We start from the raw sequence: 15,567 nt of genomic DNA, 5'->3' as shown, positions 1-15,567 counted from the left end.
AATGGAGTCGGGAAAATGAGGTCAATGAACTCAGACCGGGCGTTGTTTTTTGAGAGCCCGCATGTTGAGGGCGACGAATAACACAACAAATCCTGCCAGTACGACGAGGTCGACCCAAATGTCCTGCAACCCGTAGCCCCGAGTCATGATATTTTGCAAGGCGTGCGCAGCATAAGTCAACGGCATCAACCGGTTGATGACTTCCACCCAAAGCGGCGCATCACTCAAATCAAACAGTCCGCTGAAAAAGATCTGAGGTACGATTGCTAAAGGAATGAACTGAATCAATTGAAATTCCGTCCGGGAAAAACTCGACAGCAGTAAACCGAGTGACAAGGCGACGCTTGCCGTCAAAAGATTGACGAACAAAAGCAGGAAGTAATTCCCCTGTTGCGTCACGTCAAGTACGTTGACGATGAACAGTTGGATGAGAATCGTTTGAATCGTGACGAATAAAAAGAAACCGACGAAATAACCGAAGACAATGCTCGACCGTTTGAGCGGAGTCGCAAGTGTCCATTCCAGTGTGCCGCTCGACCGTTCCCGTAAAAAGCTGACACCGGCAATGATGAAAACGAATAAGAAGATAAAAAAGCCCATTAAGGCAGGAGCGATTTGGTCAAACAATTCAGCGTCCGGATTGCCGTATAAAAATCGGATGTCGGGTTTAGTGACGGCCGGTGCGACAGGTTGCGGTTTTTCAAACGTTTGATTCGTCAATTGAGTCAACTGTTTCTGCAACTGTTTAACGGCTGCCGTAAGTTTCGTATTGGCAGCAGACGTTTGTTGTCCTTGAATCGTGATCAAGGTCTCCTGGATGACTTGGAGCGCTGCTGCATTTTTTGAAATATCGCCGCCTTCAATCAAAATCTGCGGCTGATTCTGTTGAAAGGTGATTAGGGCATCGATTTCGCGATCCTTCATGGCGGTGACACCGGCCGTTTTGTCTGTAAAGGTACGGGTATCGGTTTTTGTTTTTAACGTATCTTGAAAGGCTGTCGGAAGATCGACCGTACCGATCGTCACATCATCCGAGCTCGAGCCGAGAATCGTTGACAGTAAGAACAGGACAAACAGCGGAGCGAGAAACATCATCGCAATCGTCCGTTTATCCCGAAAAATTTGTGAAATGACACGTTCCGCTACCGTCAGAGTTTGCATCATACTTGCTCCTTTTGAATGAAAGCTTCGTCGATGGAACCAAAGCGCTGAATCAGATCGTCCGGTGTACCGGCTTCGATCAGGCGGCCGTGCTGAATCAACAACAGACGATCGCAACGCTCGGCTTCATCCATGACGTGTGTCGTGACGAGTACTGTTACACCGGATTGACGCAGTTGTTCAAATTCATGCCAAAATGTTTTTTTGAGCGCAGGATCAATCCCGACTGTCGGCTCATCGAGCAGTAAAAGACTCGGTTCATGAATCAAAGCGATGGCAAGACTGAGCCGCCGCTTCATTCCGCCGGAAAACTGATGAATCGGGCGATCAGCATCTTTTTTTAAATCGACGAATTCAAGGACGGTTTCGATCCGGGCCCGGAGCCGTGCTTTTTTCAAACCGTACAATTTTCCAAAGTATTTGAGATTCCCTCTTGCCGTCAAGTCTTCATAGAGCGCATCAGATTGTGCCATATAACCGATTTTCTCGGCTTGTGCGAGTGAGGGTTGTCGTGTTCCGAGAACGGTAATCGTCCCGGTCGTCGGTTGCTGCAGACCGATCAAGGACTTGATTAAAGTCGTTTTGCCGGAGCCGCTTGGTCCGATCAATCCGACGATTTCCCCCCGACCGATTGAAAACTGGACATCGGTCAAGACCGTTCGTTTTCCGAATGTCTGTGAGTAATGGGTTACATCAATCATGCCATCACATCCCTTCTACTTCTTTATACCCACTTCGCTGCTTGACGATGAAGGATCCGCCTGTTTTTTTTCGGAACGCGGCCGATCCCAAAGTAAACGGACCGTTACATAAAAATAAACGGCAGAGATGATATAAAAGAGACTACCAATCGTCAAAAAATCAATCAGATAACCGGCGGCGATGATGCCGAGCGCCGACCAGAGGGACGTCTTAAAGTGATAGCGGCCGATTGTCTGACCGACCGTTGTCAGAGCGAGCTCCTGCCGGGCGAGAATGGTTTTTTCCGTATTCTTTTGGAATGCCCCGAGTATTCCCATAATGATTTGAATCAGGTAGACGTGACTGATGGACGTGACGATCGGAACATACAATAAAATCAGTGCCATACCGAACGTATGGAAAATCAGCAGGGACCGGTCGCCGAACCGGTCGCTTAAACGACCGATACCGAGATAGGCGAACGCTGACGTCAGCGTGAAGAGACCGTAGGCCAGACCGAACTGGGCATAGGAATCCCCGATTTGCCGGACGAGTAACAAATAAAAGGGGAAAATGATACTGCTGCTCATTAAGATCATACTTTGAATACGAACAAAAAGTGGATAATTCATCGTTGTCTCCTTACTTCAAATAGTCCAGATAGAATTGGTTCATGAAAAGTCCTTTGGGATCCTGCCGTTGTTTCGCGGCTTTAAAAGCAGCGGCATTCGGATAGGCTGCGGTGAACTGATCGCGTGTCGCAAACGGATAGTACGGCAGGTAGTAACTGCCCTGATGTTCGAGTGTCGCATCGATCAATTTCTGGACGATCCGCTTCGTTTCGTTGATGGATGCCGGATCCGTTTCCGTATTGATCAGCCAGACGAGGGCAAACATATCCTGTTTGGCATAAGACAAGGCGGCCGTTCTATCCTGCTCGACATAGCGGATCGTAATGTTTAAGACATTTAATTCGTCGGTCGTTAAAATCGTCCGCAACTGATCGATATAGGAAACAAACGAATCAACCGGAACAAAATATTCCTGGAGTAACTCCGTCCGGCCGGGACTGATATATTCCATGAAAGCACTGTCGGACCGCATGACATTATTCCGGGATTCATACGTCCCGCTCTGCTTCAGGAAATACGACTTTTGGAAGGACCACAACTTATTTTTGCCGAAGTCACTGTACCGGGAGAGACCGAGTAAGGCTTTCGGCAGAGCAATGATTGTTTCCTGCTTAAGCGGTTCCTCTTCAATCGGAACCGTTCGTTCGGCTTTATGATAATTCGTCACATACATCTCTTTGAAAAACCCGTCCGGCGCGACGGAAATACGTCCGATATGCATCCGGACGTCAGCATCACCGAGTACATGTTGACGGAAATAAGCCGGATAATCATGATAGTCCAAAGCGACGGTCTGCTCGGTATACCATTCGTCGTCGGTCAGTTTCAGGGTGACATCCAAAATGATGCCGAACAGTCCGTATCCGCCGGGGACGAGGCGGAATAAATCCGCATTCTCGTGTCGGCTGACATGGACGACGGTACCGTCTGACTTTAACAGCCGGAACGAGTCGACGGTATCGAGCAGGGAACCGTAGCGGATATCCCGGCCATGGACATTGACGCTGAGGGCACCACCGACCGTAAAGATGTTTTGGGATTGCATGACCTGAATCGCCAGTCCGTCCGGCTGAATCCGGTCCTGAATTTCGGCCCAGGTGATTCCGCTTTGGACTGTAATCCGGTGATTGTCCGGCGTATATTCCAAAATTCGGTCGTAATCCGTCATATCGAGAACTGTCGTATCCGGGAGATAGGTTTGTCCGCCCTGGCTGTGTTGCATACCGGCGACAGAAACGGTTTCCTGCCGCTGTTTTGCTTGCGCAACCCAGGACTTGAGATCGTTCGTCGATGTCGCCGAACGAATCTGTTTGACACGGGTCGGGAGTAATTTCGACTGGTCGGAACTGGTCAGGACCGGATGTTGATAGGCCCAAAGTGAAAAACTAAAAACCGTCATATAAACTACAATGACGGTACCAACAGCTATTCGTTTCATACATCCTCCTATGATTTGATTGAGATGTCGACCGGATCAAACGGGTCGAATAAGCGGGCCGCGGCGGCTTCCGCGTCTGCTTCAGCAAGCGGGACAGTGGGAATCATTTGTTGTCGACGCAAGCGGTAAGCACGCTCGAGGCGGCTCGTCAGTAGATTGGCAAAGAACACGAGCAAAGCCAAAGCGATTGCCGGAACTAAAAACAGATGGTTGATCCAGGAGACGGCCGTGAATTGAAAGAAATAATAACCGAACTGGGAAGCCCATTCAAAAATCGTCGGAGCAGCATTGCCTTCAAACAAGACAAGTGTTCCGCCGAAAAATATGCCGAACAGTGAGAGATGGATCAGGACCATCAATGTCTGGACAAACTGTTGCATGAAGACAATCGTCAACGTCGGCAACAGGTGCGGCCAGATGTGTGTCCGGAATTGATAGCCCGGACGCCCGCCGAGTGTCCGGGCGACCAACATGAACTCTTGAGCGAGCAGTTGCCGGGTTTCACCGATGAAATACAGCACGAGTGCCGGTAAACCGAGTAACGTCAAGACACTGATTTCAAGCAAGACCCGTGAGAACGTAGACGGAATCTCGGCGGGATCGACGAACTGGAACGCCGGTAACAGAATGAATAATGCAATCAGCGAAATCGGGAGAATCAAGAAACCGTCCAACAAGAGTCGTAATGCCGTATACAGCCGTTTTTTCCGAAAAGCGAGCGGAATACCGATCAGCAGCGCGAGAGCGATTCGGGCGAAGGCGATGCTGACACAAATACCGATCGTCCACTTGGCACCTTCAATCATCACTTGAAACAAATCGTTTCCGGAACGATCCGTCCCGAGCCATCGCTCCGCAGACGGTTCAAGCGGCGAGGTGGCGATAAATGTGCCATCCTTTGAATAGAGATTCTGAATTTGATCAACCTGCCCATCACGAAATACGGAATTGGCAAAACTGAGTATCAGTAATGTCCCGAAGAACAGCAGACACATCCAAAAGACGGGGTCACGCAGTAAAACACGTCTCATGAAATCTCTCCTTTCCACGAGCGGGGGATACAAAGTTCTGCCACTGTATCCAAAATGAAAAAGGGTACATAAATGAGGAGCAACAAAACGAGTAATACCGAAAAATCTTGATTGATCAAGATAAAACGGAACAGTCCCTGGACGTTAAAAGCATACTCGATGACGACCAGGCTCGACAGAATCGTAATGGTGTTGGTCCGGAAAAACAGATAAAACCGATAAAACAGATTGGGCATCAAATGTTGCCAAAACAGTTGGGTCGAGTGCATGCCTTTAGCACGGGCCAACTCCAGATAGCTCGCATGCTGTTCTTCCTGAATCCGGCCGGTCAACCATTTGATGAAGAAAAAGACAGTCGTCAATGATAAGGTCAAAATCGGCAGGAAACGAATCGACTCTGCGAATCCGCCGGCAATTTCAATTTGATTAAATCCGGTCGTCTTGAATAAAAAAACGATGATGGACTGGGAAACAATGATCCAAAATAAATCAGGAATCATTTCAAGGAGCCGGGCGGATTGTGTCAGGACGGACCGGGTTTTTGATCCGGTCCGGTAAAACAAAAAAGCATAAAGCAACGCCACGACCGATGAACAGATCAGCGCACTGGTGAAGATGACGAGCGTTTCCTGAATGAACGGCTGGAGATCAGGCATCAGCGGTCTTTTTTCGGAAGCGGTGACATTGTAATAAGTCAACGGGGCGGAAGTCGTCAACAGACCGAGCTGCTGTTGGACCATTTTGAAATAGCCCGGAAAATCCGGGCGCATCTGAACGATTAAACCCGGCAGAGCACTGATACTGACTAAAACAAGAAAAGCAAATACAAGTTGAGTGGTTTTACGAATGATAAACGACGACATGTTTTTCCTCCTACACTAGCAGTTTAACCGATAGCCTGAATGAGATCATTGCCAATTTGAATCAATTGACTGTTGCGGTGTTTCCGGCGTGTGACGTACCGTTCGAATTGTCCGGTCGGAATATAGGTATCCCGCGTCGACAGTGTCGAAAGCGTCAATAAGATTTGTTTCAGTTGAGGCGGTCCTTCCTGCAACTTCAAATGAGTCATCCGGTTGTTTACATCCAGATGATTGATGAACAATTCAACCTTACATCCTTCCTTGATCAGCTCACTGACCAGAAAGGCTGTCTGATCAAGGAATGTCTCGAAATTCGTATGCAATCCATAACCGCTTGGTCCGGACAGATTCAAGGCGAGCGTGAACGTATCCTGGTTGCTCGTTTCAAAGACTTTTGCCTGCAACCGGCCGGTCTTCGCTGTCGCATACCAATCAATTTCCTTGGATGGTTCTGACGTATACGGTTTAGCGCCCAGTTGAACCAGTTTGTTTTTCAGCGGGGAGTAGCGATCCGCGCGGTCCCCGATCCGCAGACGGTTTAACAGGAGAGGTGTCGCCTGTGCCGTCAACGAAGGCAGGACCGTAAATTGAGGAAAGTCATCAAAGGTGAAGAGATACACACCCATCCGCCAAGGGAGCCGGATGGTTAATGTGAGTTCATCAAAATGAGCCGGTCCCCGCCGCATCGCCTGAATCGGAATCTCGAGTTGTTCGTCCGATTCAATGACGGCGTGATAGGTATGCGGATGAAGCGGATCCATTTCGGGAAAGATCAGACCCTCTTCCGTATGCAACCGCAGCGTGGTTTTTAACCCTAATTTTTGCAGGGCTTCGAGACCAAAAAGCTGCAGGCGTAATGAGGCCGATTCCTGATTAAACATCAACGGTTCGTAATGTTTCCACTCTAAGGAAATGTCCCGCCGTAATTGTTTTTCGGTCTGACCGACGACGTAGTGGATGGTTCCAACGGCAGCAAACAGAAAACCGATCAACGAGAGTCCCGGGATAAATAAGAAGACGAACGTCAAGATGACATAGACGGAAAAGAGCCGGCGCTCGAGCCAAAAAGGAACGGAACGTTCGATGTGCATCCTGTCACCCCATTTCGACCGGAACCGGGATATCGTCAAGCAGATGAAGTAACAAATCGGCTTTTGTCGTTTTGATACCGCCTTCGAGCGTCAGCGTCAAGCGATGGGACAACACATGTTTTGCCAAGTATTTGACGTCTTCCGGAATGATAAAATCGCGGCCGCTCAGGAAAGCAAAGCTTTGTGATGCCCGAAGCAAAGCAATCGCCCCGCGGGGACTGGCTCCGACTTCGACAAGGGCGTGATGACGGGTCGCTTGGACGATGGCGAGCAGGTAATCGAGGACGTCCTGAGAGGCGTGGATACGCCGGGCTTCTTCCTGCCAGGTAATCAGGTCACCGCCCGTTGCGATGCCGATGGCCTGTTTCCGGACATTGGCCAAGACTTCGTTCAGCAGTTGCCGTTCGTGTTCAAGATCAGGATATCCGACTTCGATCGCGACCATGAACCGGTCAAGCTGAGCATCCGGGAGCGGGAACGTTCCGGCAGATTCGATCGGATTTTGCGTTGCGATGACAAAAAACGGAGCTGGCATCTGATACGTCGTTCCGCCGATCGAGACTTGACGTTCTTCCATCGCTTCGAGCAGAGCCGACTGGGTGCGCGGGACAGCCCGGTTGATTTCATCGATCAACACGACGTTCGCGAATAGCGGTCCGCGTTTGTTCTCAAATTCCTGTGTTTTCATGTTAAAGAAGTCGGAGCCGATGACATCAGACGGCAGGAGATCCGCTGTGAACTGAATCCGGGAAAAGGCACTGTCAAAACTGTTGGCAAGAGCTTTCGCGAGCATCGTCTTCCCGGTCCCCGGAACATCTTCGAGCAGGATATGCCCTTCGGCAATCAAGGCCGTTAAACACAAATCGATGACATCGGACTTTCCCAGGTAAATGGTATTGAGCTGGTCTTTTAATTGTTGTAGTTTCAATATGTACGCCTCCATATCATGAAATGAAATTCAAACAGCTGTTTTGTTGGAAATCCAGAAAATGCATCAGCTTAAGGAAAAAATATCCAATAATATTAACTGAATTTTAGCACAAATTGAAAACAAGAAGAAACTATTTTCTGATTCAGGAAAAAAGACCGGACGATTACGGACTGAAAGGGAAGGGTAGTTGAATAAAAGAACAGATAAAGGGAGGCAGTTTGTATGAAGCTGATTATTTTCGGAGCGACCGGACAAACCGGACAGGAGTTGGTCAAACAGGCAATCGCCCACGGGCATACGGTGACGGCATTCGTTCGTAACCCGGATAAACTCGAGTTGACGGACGGAAAACTGCAAGTCATCGAAGGGGATGTACTTAATCAGGAAGCGGTGAATCAAGCCATGCAGGGACAAGAGGCGGTGCTGACAGCCCTCGGAACCGAGAGTCTGTCTTACAGCGGCTTTCTCGAGCGGAGTCTCTTACGAATCGTGAACGCGATGAAGGTGAATGGCGTCGACCGGATCGGTTATGTCGCTTCTGCCGGAGTCGATCAGGAGCTTCCGGGTGCACAAGGATTACTTGCCCAACAAATTCTTAAGAATCCGTTAAAGGATCACCGGCAGGCGATTGAACTGTTGAAACAGGCCGATGTAGCGTATACGGTCGCGCGACCGCTTCGATTGATGAACGGTCCGTTGACCGGCTTGTATCGCCAAACAGAGAGCGGTGTCCCGGAACAGGCGAAGCAAATCAACCGGGCGGACGTCGCCCACTTTTTGCTCGAAGCGATTGAGCAGGGGGAACATGTCCGGAGCAGCGTCGGACTGGCCGAATAAGAAAAGCCGATTTTCAAAGGACGGAAAAAGTCCTTCGGAAATCGGCTTTTTGTATGCACTTACTGCTGGCGGTATACGGAAACCGAGCCGCCGTTGACGAAGAATTGACCGTAGCCGTCCTGATTGATCGTGACGGAAGCGGTGTTGTTACCGGTGATGTCCGTCCAGACTTCACCTTTGTTTTGAAGACCGACATACATCCATTTACTGCCGCCCGGACCGTCCGACAGAATCGTTGCAAGACCAGATTTCGCCCGGTCGGTCACACCTTCACGCGTCCAGCCGATCACGTCCGCATTATCGAGATAATCATTTTGTTTTCCGAAGGCAAAGTCTTTCCGCGCTTTTAACAACGGATCGATTTTAGAGGCAAGCGCCGGAATTTCACGGTTCGACGTGCCTTTTGTCCCGTAGTAATCGCCGTAGAAGACCGACGGATATCCTTGTTCACGTGTCAGAATCATGGCGTAAGCAAGCGGTTTGAACCATGACTGTACCGTTGACTCGAGCGACTGTCCGGGTTGGGAATCATGGTTTTCGACGAGTGTGACGGCCTGGACGGGATTCGTTTTGACAAGTGTGCCGTCAAAGATCGTCCGCATGTCATAATAGCCACCGCCTTTACTTGCCTGCTCGAACTTATAGTGGAGCGGAGCATCGAAGACCGATTGCTGATAGTTCGTCCGGCTCAAATAGTTTTGCAGCGTCCCGAGGTCGTTCTGCCAATATTCAGCCACCGTGAATAACGGTTTTCCGGTCGTCTGACGGACGTTTGCGAGCCAGTCGGCAAGGTAACCGTGTTTGATATGTTTGACGGCATCGAGACGGAATCCGTCGAGACCAAGTTCGTTGACATACCATTTGCCCCAGTTCTTCATTTCCTGCTGGACTTCCGGATGATCGAAATCAATATCGGCATACATCAGGTAATCATAGTTTCCGTTTTCGGTCGAGACATCGGTATCCCACGCTTTTCCGGTCCCACGGAATTTATAGATGGCACTTTTTGAACGGGATTGATCCCAGTCCGTTCCGTCGAAGTGATACCATTTCCATTTAAAGTTCGAATAGGTATTGTTCCGCGCGGCGAAATCAAATCCGGTCCAGGCTTGGATTTGATAGTCACCCGAGATTTCCTGGTTCCGGTTGCTGCCGTTTACTTCGACGGCTGTGACGGCTTCCGTGAAATCCGCTCCGCCTTTATGGTTCATAACGACATCCCCGTAGACATCGATGCCGGCTGTATGTAGTTGATTGATGGCCGTTTTGAGTTGAGCTTTCGTTCCGTATTTCGTCCGGACGGTTCCTTTTTGATTAAATTCGCCGAGATCGTATAAATCATAAGCTCCGTAACCGACATCATTTTGTGTGGTTCCTTTATAAGCGGGCGGAATCCAGACAGACGTGATTCCGAGTTGATCGAGTTTCGTTGAATCACTGCCGAGACGATTCCAGTGGTTGCCGTCATTCGGAACATACCATTCGAAATACTGCATCATCGTACCGTTATCCGCCGTTGCACCTACTGCAATCGGTTGCACAAGTGGCGCTAGAAAAGTAGCAGTCGCGAGAGTCGCGACAATCAAGCGTTTTTGTTTCATGAAAAGACCTCCTGTAAGTTTATGAAAGCGTTTGCATTTACAGTATATCAAGTCTTGGAATTTACCGTATCATCCGCGACGTTTATTTCTGAACATCTTGTTTTCGTGACTTTTGAACCTGGAATATTTTTTCAAGAGAAGAATAATCAATCGGTTGACCTGTTCTTAAGAAAAAAACAGGACCATCGGACTCTTGAACGAGATGATGAATTTTGGTTCAGTTTTATTTGCCGGATTTTAAGGTCTTTTGTCCAGCTTCTCAAGAGGTAAAAGGAGGTGTAAAAATGAGGAGGTAAGACGAGCTCGTACATATGTAACCAAGGGGGAAACACAGTATGAATTGGAAGTCGAAAATCAGCGGAGCGCTTGTCGCTGCACTTGCACTCGGGTCAATTTCGTTTACACCGGTTATCGCTAAGACAGAACCGACCAAAATCGTTGCCGGACCACAGATGGTCACGTCACAATCGACGATCGACGCATATTATCTGCCGGCGTCAGGTAAAACAGGTGCGGCATTAAAAGCCTCATTACATGACATCATTGATAACCATACACAAGTATCGTACGACACAGTCTGGACTGCTCTGAAGGAAACGGACCAAGATCCGAACAATGCGAATAATGTCATTGAACTGTACACGGGGAAATCGATTGCGAAGAGCAATAACGGCGGGAACGTTGGTCAATGGAACCGTGAGCACGTCTGGGCGAAGTCGCACGGTGATTTCGGAACAAGCAACGGACCGGGAACGGATCTGCATCATCTGCGGGCGGAAGATGTTGTCGTCAACAGTGCACGGGGGAATCTTGATTTTGATAACGGCGGCACGAAGTATGCCGGTTGCGACTGTTACCGTGACAGCGATTCATGGGAACCGCCGACACGTGTCAAAGGCGATATCGCGCGTATGATCTTCTATATGGCTGTCCGCTATGAAGGCGGCGGTGAAATTGATTTGGAAGCATCAGAAAATGTCAGCAATGGCACGAATCCACTTCACGGAAAATTGTCGACATTAAAAGCCTGGAATAAGCTGGATCCGGTCGATGCGACGGAAATCAGACGCAATGACATCATTTTTGAAAAGTGGCAAAAAAACCGGAATCCATTTATCGATCATCCGGAATACGTGACATCGATTTGGGGAAATTAATGTCAGACAGATCTGAAAGAGGGACACACCGATTTTTTTCGGACGTGTCTCTTTTTTTGACTGAGAAAACGATGTGAAACCTTTTTTTAGGTCCGGCGTATAAAAAGAAGTGAAAATTAAACGGCAGGACTTTTACTACTGAGGGGATAGCATAATGAAAAAAGCGATGAAACGCATCGGAGGACGTTTTTATAAGACTGGTCTTGGGCTGCTTCTGTTGCTCGCTGTCTTTTGGTTCAGTATTGGCTGGTTCGTCGCGAAAGGAGAACGGCCGCTCGCAAACGGCAAACATCCATATGTTATCGTGCTTGGAGCCGGTGTCAAAGGAGAGACACCTTCGTTGATTTTAAGTAACCGGATTGAAGCGGCTGCCCGGTACGGAAAGCAGTTCCCGGATACGACATTCATCTTAAGCGGCGGACAAGGAGACGGAGAAGCGATTTCAGAAGCGGAAGCGATGCGGCGGGGGATGATTCAAGCAGGAATCAGCGAAGAACGTTTATTGCTTGAAGATCAATCGACTTCGACGACCGAAAATCTGACTTTCTCAAAACGGCTGTTGCCGGCATCCGAAAACCGTGTCTCGATCGTGACGTCGGACTTTCATTTGTACCGGGCCCGGAAAGAGGCAGCGCAAATGAATCTGAAGACCGACGCGATTCCCGCTGCGACACCACTGTCCGGTGTACTGCGTTATGGTATGCGGGAACGTGTCGCGATTGTCGTAAAATATTTTCAATGAAAAACACCTTTCCGTTACCCGGAAAGGTGTCGTCGAATTTATTTGTTGAGTTGCGAATCATTTGGCTTAGAGTCATCTTGATTAGAATCGTTTTGATGAGTAGTGTTCGGTTGATGCTCAGGAGGTGCTTCTTCTTTTCCGAGCGCCACATCTTTTGCTTCAACAACTTTGCTGCTGATGGAGTTTAGGTCACCTTTCGCTTCATTGACAGTCTCTTTGACCGATGAAGCGTCTGATTTGACCGTATCGAGTTCTGTGTTGACTTTATCGTAGACGTTTTGAACGTCTGATGCGACTTCTTGAATGATGCTTGAAGCGCTCTTCACTTGGTTGATGACTTGTGATGCTTTGCCAGACGGATCTTCTTTAATCGATGAAGCAAGCGTCGAGACCGAATCTTTCGCGCCGCGTAGGCTTTGTTTCGTATTTTGACGGCTCGAAGAACTGAGTAACGTCAGGAGACCACCGACGACTGCGCCAAGCAGCATTCCTGTAAGTAAACTGACTTGACGACCAGATGAAGTTTCCTGATCGAACTGACGGTTCGGGTTTTCAGCGTGGACGGCATGTGGATCGTTTGGTAAGTTTGGTTGCATGATTGACACTCCCTTAGAATATGATTTGACCATGATAGGAATATACCCTTATCTCACAACTAAAAACATGCATTTGTAATAAAACAAAAAGACCATCCAATGATATGATGGTCTGAGACAGTCTGATTGTCTTACGGTCGATGTTCATCATCGTGTTTTTCAGATAATTTACGGTTGATTTCATCGTAATCGATTTCGATGTCATCTTTATTGCCTTTGTAGCCGTAACCCTTTGAAATCACGAGGATTGAAGCGACTAAGACGAAGACGATGATTAGAATGGAGACGACATAAAGCCACATGATCCATTCCTCCTTTCATTCTTCTTTAGTATGACGGAAAAAGTATCTTTCGTCTAAACGAAAATGTAAATTGTATGATAAACTATTTTCAATGAATATATGGATAGAGTGAGGTGACAACATGAGTATACTGGTCGTAGATGATGAGTTTACGAATTTGATGATTTTAGAACGTTTGCTTGAAAACGAGGGGTACGATGTCGTCAAAGCGATGAGCGGGGAAGAAGCGCTGGAGCTGATGGAAGATCCATTGTTCATCGAAACACTGGATGTTGTATTACTTGACGTCGAAATGCCCGGAATCAGCGGTATCGATGCGACCCGCTTAATTCGTAAACGCTTTGGTTTGGATGAGTTGCCGATCGTCATCGTATCCGCCCGATCAAATGAAGAGGATATTGCGGACGGACTGGATGCCGGTGCTTCCGACTATACGACGAAGCCGATCCGGAAAACGGAACTGTTGGCCCGTGTCCGGAACGCCATGTCACTCAAACAAGCGATCGACGCCCGAAAACGGTATGAAAAGGTATTGCAGGAAGACTTTGATTTAGCACAAAAGTTGCAACAGAGTGTCCTGAGTGCCAATATCGAGGACGAAGACATCCGGATTATGGCGACGTACATTCCTTCGAAAAAACTGGCGGGTGATATGTATGCCTGGTACCGGATTTCGCCGCAAAAATACGGGATCATTCTGTTTGATGTCATGGGACATGGTGTATCCTCCGCTTTGATCACGATGGGGATGAGTTCGATTTTATTTGAGCTCGTACACCGCATCGGCGATCCGGCGAAAGTCCTTGAGGAGTTAAACAAACAGATGAGCCGCCTGTTCCCGGGCGATGAAACGGAGATTTATTTTACGGCCGTGTACTTGTACATCGAACTGGATGAAATGAAACTCAGTTATGCCAATGCCGGACATCCACCGGGCTTGTTACGGATGGGAAATCAAATCATTCCGCTTGAGAATACGGGACTGCCGGTCGGAATGTTCGAAGATTCGGAGTATACAAGCCAAACGATTGACCTCGTTTCGCCAGGTTGTGTCTACTTGTATACCGACGGCTTCATGGAGTTATACAGTAAAGGCATTGATGAAGGCATCAGTGCCATCCGTGAATTGATTCACGAGCAGGGTCCTGCCATCCATCAATTGATTCAACCGGATCAAAGTGATGATGCGGACGATTTATGTCTCGTGACCGTCGAAATTAATTAAATGAAACAAAAAACCACGTTCCTTTGATGAACTTAGCCGGAGAGAGCTGAAGAGACAATCGTCTCCGAACTCTTTTTCAAACTAAAGCATTCAAAAGGAAGTGGTTTTTTAATTTTTTTACGACTTTGAAGGAGTTCAACTAAAAGAAACGGCGGCGCCATAAAATAAAGGCTGCCAGCCCCGAGAAGAAAATCATCATGCCGAAGACAATCCAAAAGCCGATGACTTCGCCTTCCCACGGTACATGCACGTTCATCCCGAACATTCCGGAAATCATCGTCGGAATCGAGATGACAATCGTGATGGAAGCGAGAAACTTCATGACGAAGTTGACGTTGTTCGAGATGACAGAACCAAACGTATCCATCGTCGAACTGATGATATCTTTATAGATTTGGGCCATTTCCATAGCCTGCCGGTGTTCAACGAACACATCTTCGAGTAAGTCTTCGTCGTCTTCATGTTTCTCAAGACTCGGCGTTTTGATGATTCGATCGAGTACGCCGTCGTTTGACTTCAAGGAAGTCATGAAGTACACAAGTGATTTTTGTAAGTTCATTAATTGGAAAATTTCTTGATTTCGCATGGAACGTTGCAGTTCTTCTTCGAGCTCATCCATTCGACGGTCAATCTGCCGCAGGAATCGAAGATACGACGAACTGACTTTATAGAGGATCTGAAAGACGAACCGGGAACGGTAATTCGTCCGGAACGCCCGGAGTTTTCCCCCTGAGAACAACGTCAAGACATCCAGCTGTTGCGAACAGACAGTGATGAAGTGTCTTGAGGTCACGATGATACCAAGTGGAATCGTATTGTAACGGCGTCCGGATGATTCTTCTTCGATATAAGGAACGTCGACGATCATCAACAAACCTTCATCATCTTTCTCAAAACGAGGTTTTTCCTCGACATCAAGCGGGTCATAAATAAAATCCTCAGGAATTTTCGTAGCAGCGATGACTTGATCGGCTTCGTCTTTTGTCGGATTGACAAGATGAATCCAGGAACCTTTTGTAAACTCCTGAATTTCGTTGACTGCCCCCGTCACATCACTTCGATAAATCGTCAACATTGTCTATCCCTCCTGCTCTTCACTTTTTTATTATAGGAATACTCTATAGACCGTGTAAATGATTCTCCGATTTTTTTTTAAGACGATTAATGATAATATAGAAAAAGAGGAGGGGTAGACTGACCTAGCAATATGAGACACATATAAAACACCTTGATTAGGCTGCCAGTACACCGTATTTTTTCGGTGTCAGGTAGCCTAATT

At 47.9% G+C, this 15,567-nt stretch carries 16 protein-coding genes; 4 read left to right on the top strand and 12 right to left on the bottom strand.

Annotated elements, in window-relative coordinates:
- Window positions 1-30: 30 nt before the first annotated feature.
- The 8 genes from KNQ07_RS08205 to KNQ07_RS08170 are packed head-to-tail and all read right to left on the bottom strand — an operon-like array spanning window position 31 to window position 7,825.
- Entirely contained in the window at window positions 31-1,161 is a 1,131-nt protein-coding gene (locus KNQ07_RS08205; RefSeq protein ID WP_214766026.1) for an ABC transporter permease, read from the bottom strand.
- Window positions 1,161-1,862: an ABC transporter ATP-binding protein gene (locus tag KNQ07_RS08200; RefSeq protein ID WP_214766024.1), complete on the bottom strand. Its 702-nt coding sequence runs from the start codon at window positions 1,860-1,862 to the stop codon at window positions 1,161-1,163. Before KNQ07_RS08200 ends, KNQ07_RS08205 begins: the two co-directional genes overlap by 1 nt.
- A gap of 15 nt (window positions 1,863-1,877) precedes the next feature.
- Window positions 1,878-2,474, bottom strand: a complete 597-nt coding sequence (locus KNQ07_RS08195) for an MFS transporter (RefSeq protein WP_214766022.1) — start codon at window positions 2,472-2,474, stop codon at window positions 1,878-1,880.
- A 10-nt stretch (window positions 2,475-2,484) separates the two neighbouring features.
- Window positions 2,485-3,912, bottom strand: coding sequence for an FAD-binding oxidoreductase (locus KNQ07_RS08190; protein ID WP_214766020.1), 1,428 nt, complete (start codon window positions 3,910-3,912; stop codon window positions 2,485-2,487).
- Between the two features lie 8 nt (window positions 3,913-3,920).
- On the bottom strand, window positions 3,921-4,943 hold the full coding sequence (locus KNQ07_RS08185; RefSeq protein WP_214766018.1) for an ABC transporter permease: 1,023 nt from the start codon (window positions 4,941-4,943) through the stop codon (window positions 3,921-3,923).
- The gene (locus KNQ07_RS08180; protein ID WP_214766016.1) at window positions 4,940-5,806 is read right to left on the bottom strand and encodes an ABC transporter permease subunit; all 867 of its coding nucleotides are present in this window, start codon (window positions 5,804-5,806) and stop codon (window positions 4,940-4,942) included. Before KNQ07_RS08180 ends, KNQ07_RS08185 begins: the two co-directional genes overlap by 4 nt.
- A gap of 23 nt (window positions 5,807-5,829) precedes the next feature.
- Complete coding sequence (locus KNQ07_RS08175; protein WP_214766014.1) at window positions 5,830-6,897, bottom strand: DUF58 domain-containing protein; 1,068 nt, start codon at window positions 6,895-6,897, stop codon at window positions 5,830-5,832.
- A gap of 4 nt (window positions 6,898-6,901) precedes the next feature.
- Window positions 6,902-7,825 (bottom strand): AAA family ATPase, encoded by a 924-nt coding sequence (locus KNQ07_RS08170; protein ID WP_214766012.1) that lies wholly within the window; start codon window positions 7,823-7,825, stop codon window positions 6,902-6,904.
- 225 nt (window positions 7,826-8,050) lie between these two features.
- Here KNQ07_RS08170 and KNQ07_RS08165 point away from each other — a divergent pair, with 225 nt between their 5' ends.
- Window positions 8,051-8,665, top strand: a complete 615-nt coding sequence (locus KNQ07_RS08165) for an NAD(P)-dependent oxidoreductase (RefSeq protein ID WP_214766010.1) — start codon at window positions 8,051-8,053, stop codon at window positions 8,663-8,665.
- A 59-nt stretch (window positions 8,666-8,724) separates the two neighbouring features.
- Here KNQ07_RS08165 and amyS read toward each other — a convergent pair whose 3' ends face one another.
- Entirely contained in the window at window positions 8,725-10,266 is a 1,542-nt protein-coding gene (gene amyS, locus KNQ07_RS08160) for an alpha-amylase (RefSeq protein WP_012369880.1), read from the bottom strand.
- Between the two features lie 335 nt (window positions 10,267-10,601).
- Between amyS and KNQ07_RS08155 the strand changes: the two genes are divergently transcribed.
- Window positions 10,602-11,423 carry an endonuclease I family protein gene (locus KNQ07_RS08155; protein WP_214766008.1) on the top strand — a complete coding sequence of 274 codons (822 nt, stop codon included), beginning with the start codon at window positions 10,602-10,604 and terminating at the stop codon, window positions 11,421-11,423.
- Between the two features lie 154 nt (window positions 11,424-11,577).
- Complete coding sequence (locus KNQ07_RS08150; protein ID WP_012369882.1) at window positions 11,578-12,165, top strand: YdcF family protein; 588 nt, start codon at window positions 11,578-11,580, stop codon at window positions 12,163-12,165.
- Window positions 12,166-12,203: 38 nt separating this feature from the next.
- On the opposite strand, the gene KNQ07_RS08145 is transcribed toward KNQ07_RS08150, so the two are convergent.
- Complete coding sequence (locus KNQ07_RS08145; RefSeq protein ID WP_012369883.1) at window positions 12,204-12,761, bottom strand: hypothetical protein; 558 nt, start codon at window positions 12,759-12,761, stop codon at window positions 12,204-12,206.
- Between the two features lie 131 nt (window positions 12,762-12,892).
- Window positions 12,893-13,063 carry a YtzI protein gene (gene ytzI, locus KNQ07_RS08140; RefSeq protein WP_012369884.1) on the bottom strand — a complete coding sequence of 57 codons (171 nt, stop codon included), beginning with the start codon at window positions 13,061-13,063 and terminating at the stop codon, window positions 12,893-12,895.
- A 121-nt stretch (window positions 13,064-13,184) separates the two neighbouring features.
- On the opposite strand from ytzI, the gene KNQ07_RS08135 reads away from it, so the two are divergent.
- Entirely contained in the window at window positions 13,185-14,288 is a 1,104-nt protein-coding gene (locus KNQ07_RS08135) for a PP2C family protein-serine/threonine phosphatase (RefSeq protein WP_214766006.1), read from the top strand.
- A 139-nt stretch (window positions 14,289-14,427) separates the two neighbouring features.
- Here KNQ07_RS08135 and KNQ07_RS08130 read toward each other — a convergent pair whose 3' ends face one another.
- Complete coding sequence (locus KNQ07_RS08130; protein ID WP_012369886.1) at window positions 14,428-15,363, bottom strand: magnesium transporter CorA family protein; 936 nt, start codon at window positions 15,361-15,363, stop codon at window positions 14,428-14,430.
- Between the last annotated feature and the right edge of the window lie 204 nt (window positions 15,364-15,567).

It is taken from the genome of Exiguobacterium sp. s145, assembly GCF_018618835.1.
Taxonomy (GTDB): domain Bacteria; phylum Bacillota; class Bacilli; order Exiguobacteriales; family Exiguobacteriaceae; genus Exiguobacterium_A; species Exiguobacterium_A artemiae.
The sequence above is the reverse complement of the archived record's forward strand: the minus strand, read 5'-3'. Positions and strand labels throughout refer to the sequence as shown.

Excerpts from the sequence above, each read along its gene's own strand:
- KNQ07_RS08205 (WP_214766026.1), bottom strand. The coding sequence starts at position 1,161 with ATGCAAACTCTGACGGTAGCGGAACGTGTCATTTCACAAATTTTTCGG.
- KNQ07_RS08200 (WP_214766024.1), bottom strand. The coding sequence starts at position 1,862 with ATGATTGATGTAACCCATTACTCACAGACATTCGGAAAACGAACGGTC.
- KNQ07_RS08195 (WP_214766022.1), bottom strand. The coding sequence starts at position 2,474 with ATGAATTATCCACTTTTTGTTCGTATTCAAAGTATGATCTTAATGAGC.
- KNQ07_RS08190 (WP_214766020.1), bottom strand. The coding sequence starts at position 3,912 with ATGAAACGAATAGCTGTTGGTACCGTCATTGTAGTTTATATGACGGTT.
- KNQ07_RS08185 (WP_214766018.1), bottom strand. The coding sequence starts at position 4,943 with ATGAGACGTGTTTTACTGCGTGACCCCGTCTTTTGGATGTGTCTGCTG.
- KNQ07_RS08180 (WP_214766016.1), bottom strand. The coding sequence starts at position 5,806 with ATGTCGTCGTTTATCATTCGTAAAACCACTCAACTTGTATTTGCTTTT.
- KNQ07_RS08175 (WP_214766014.1), bottom strand. The coding sequence starts at position 6,897 with ATGCACATCGAACGTTCCGTTCCTTTTTGGCTCGAGCGCCGGCTCTTT.
- KNQ07_RS08165 (WP_214766010.1), top strand. The coding sequence starts at position 8,051 with ATGAAGCTGATTATTTTCGGAGCGACCGGACAAACCGGACAGGAGTTG.
- amyS (WP_012369880.1), bottom strand. The coding sequence starts at position 10,266 with ATGAAACAAAAACGCTTGATTGTCGCGACTCTCGCGACTGCTACTTTT.
- KNQ07_RS08155 (WP_214766008.1), top strand. The coding sequence starts at position 10,602 with ATGAATTGGAAGTCGAAAATCAGCGGAGCGCTTGTCGCTGCACTTGCA.
- KNQ07_RS08150 (WP_012369882.1), top strand. The coding sequence starts at position 11,578 with ATGAAAAAAGCGATGAAACGCATCGGAGGACGTTTTTATAAGACTGGT.
- KNQ07_RS08145 (WP_012369883.1), bottom strand. The coding sequence starts at position 12,761 with ATGCAACCAAACTTACCAAACGATCCACATGCCGTCCACGCTGAAAAC.
- ytzI (WP_012369884.1), bottom strand. The coding sequence starts at position 13,063 with ATGTGGCTTTATGTCGTCTCCATTCTAATCATCGTCTTCGTCTTAGTC.
- KNQ07_RS08135 (WP_214766006.1), top strand. The coding sequence starts at position 13,185 with ATGAGTATACTGGTCGTAGATGATGAGTTTACGAATTTGATGATTTTA.
- KNQ07_RS08130 (WP_012369886.1), bottom strand. The coding sequence starts at position 15,363 with ATGTTGACGATTTATCGAAGTGATGTGACGGGGGCAGTCAACGAAATT.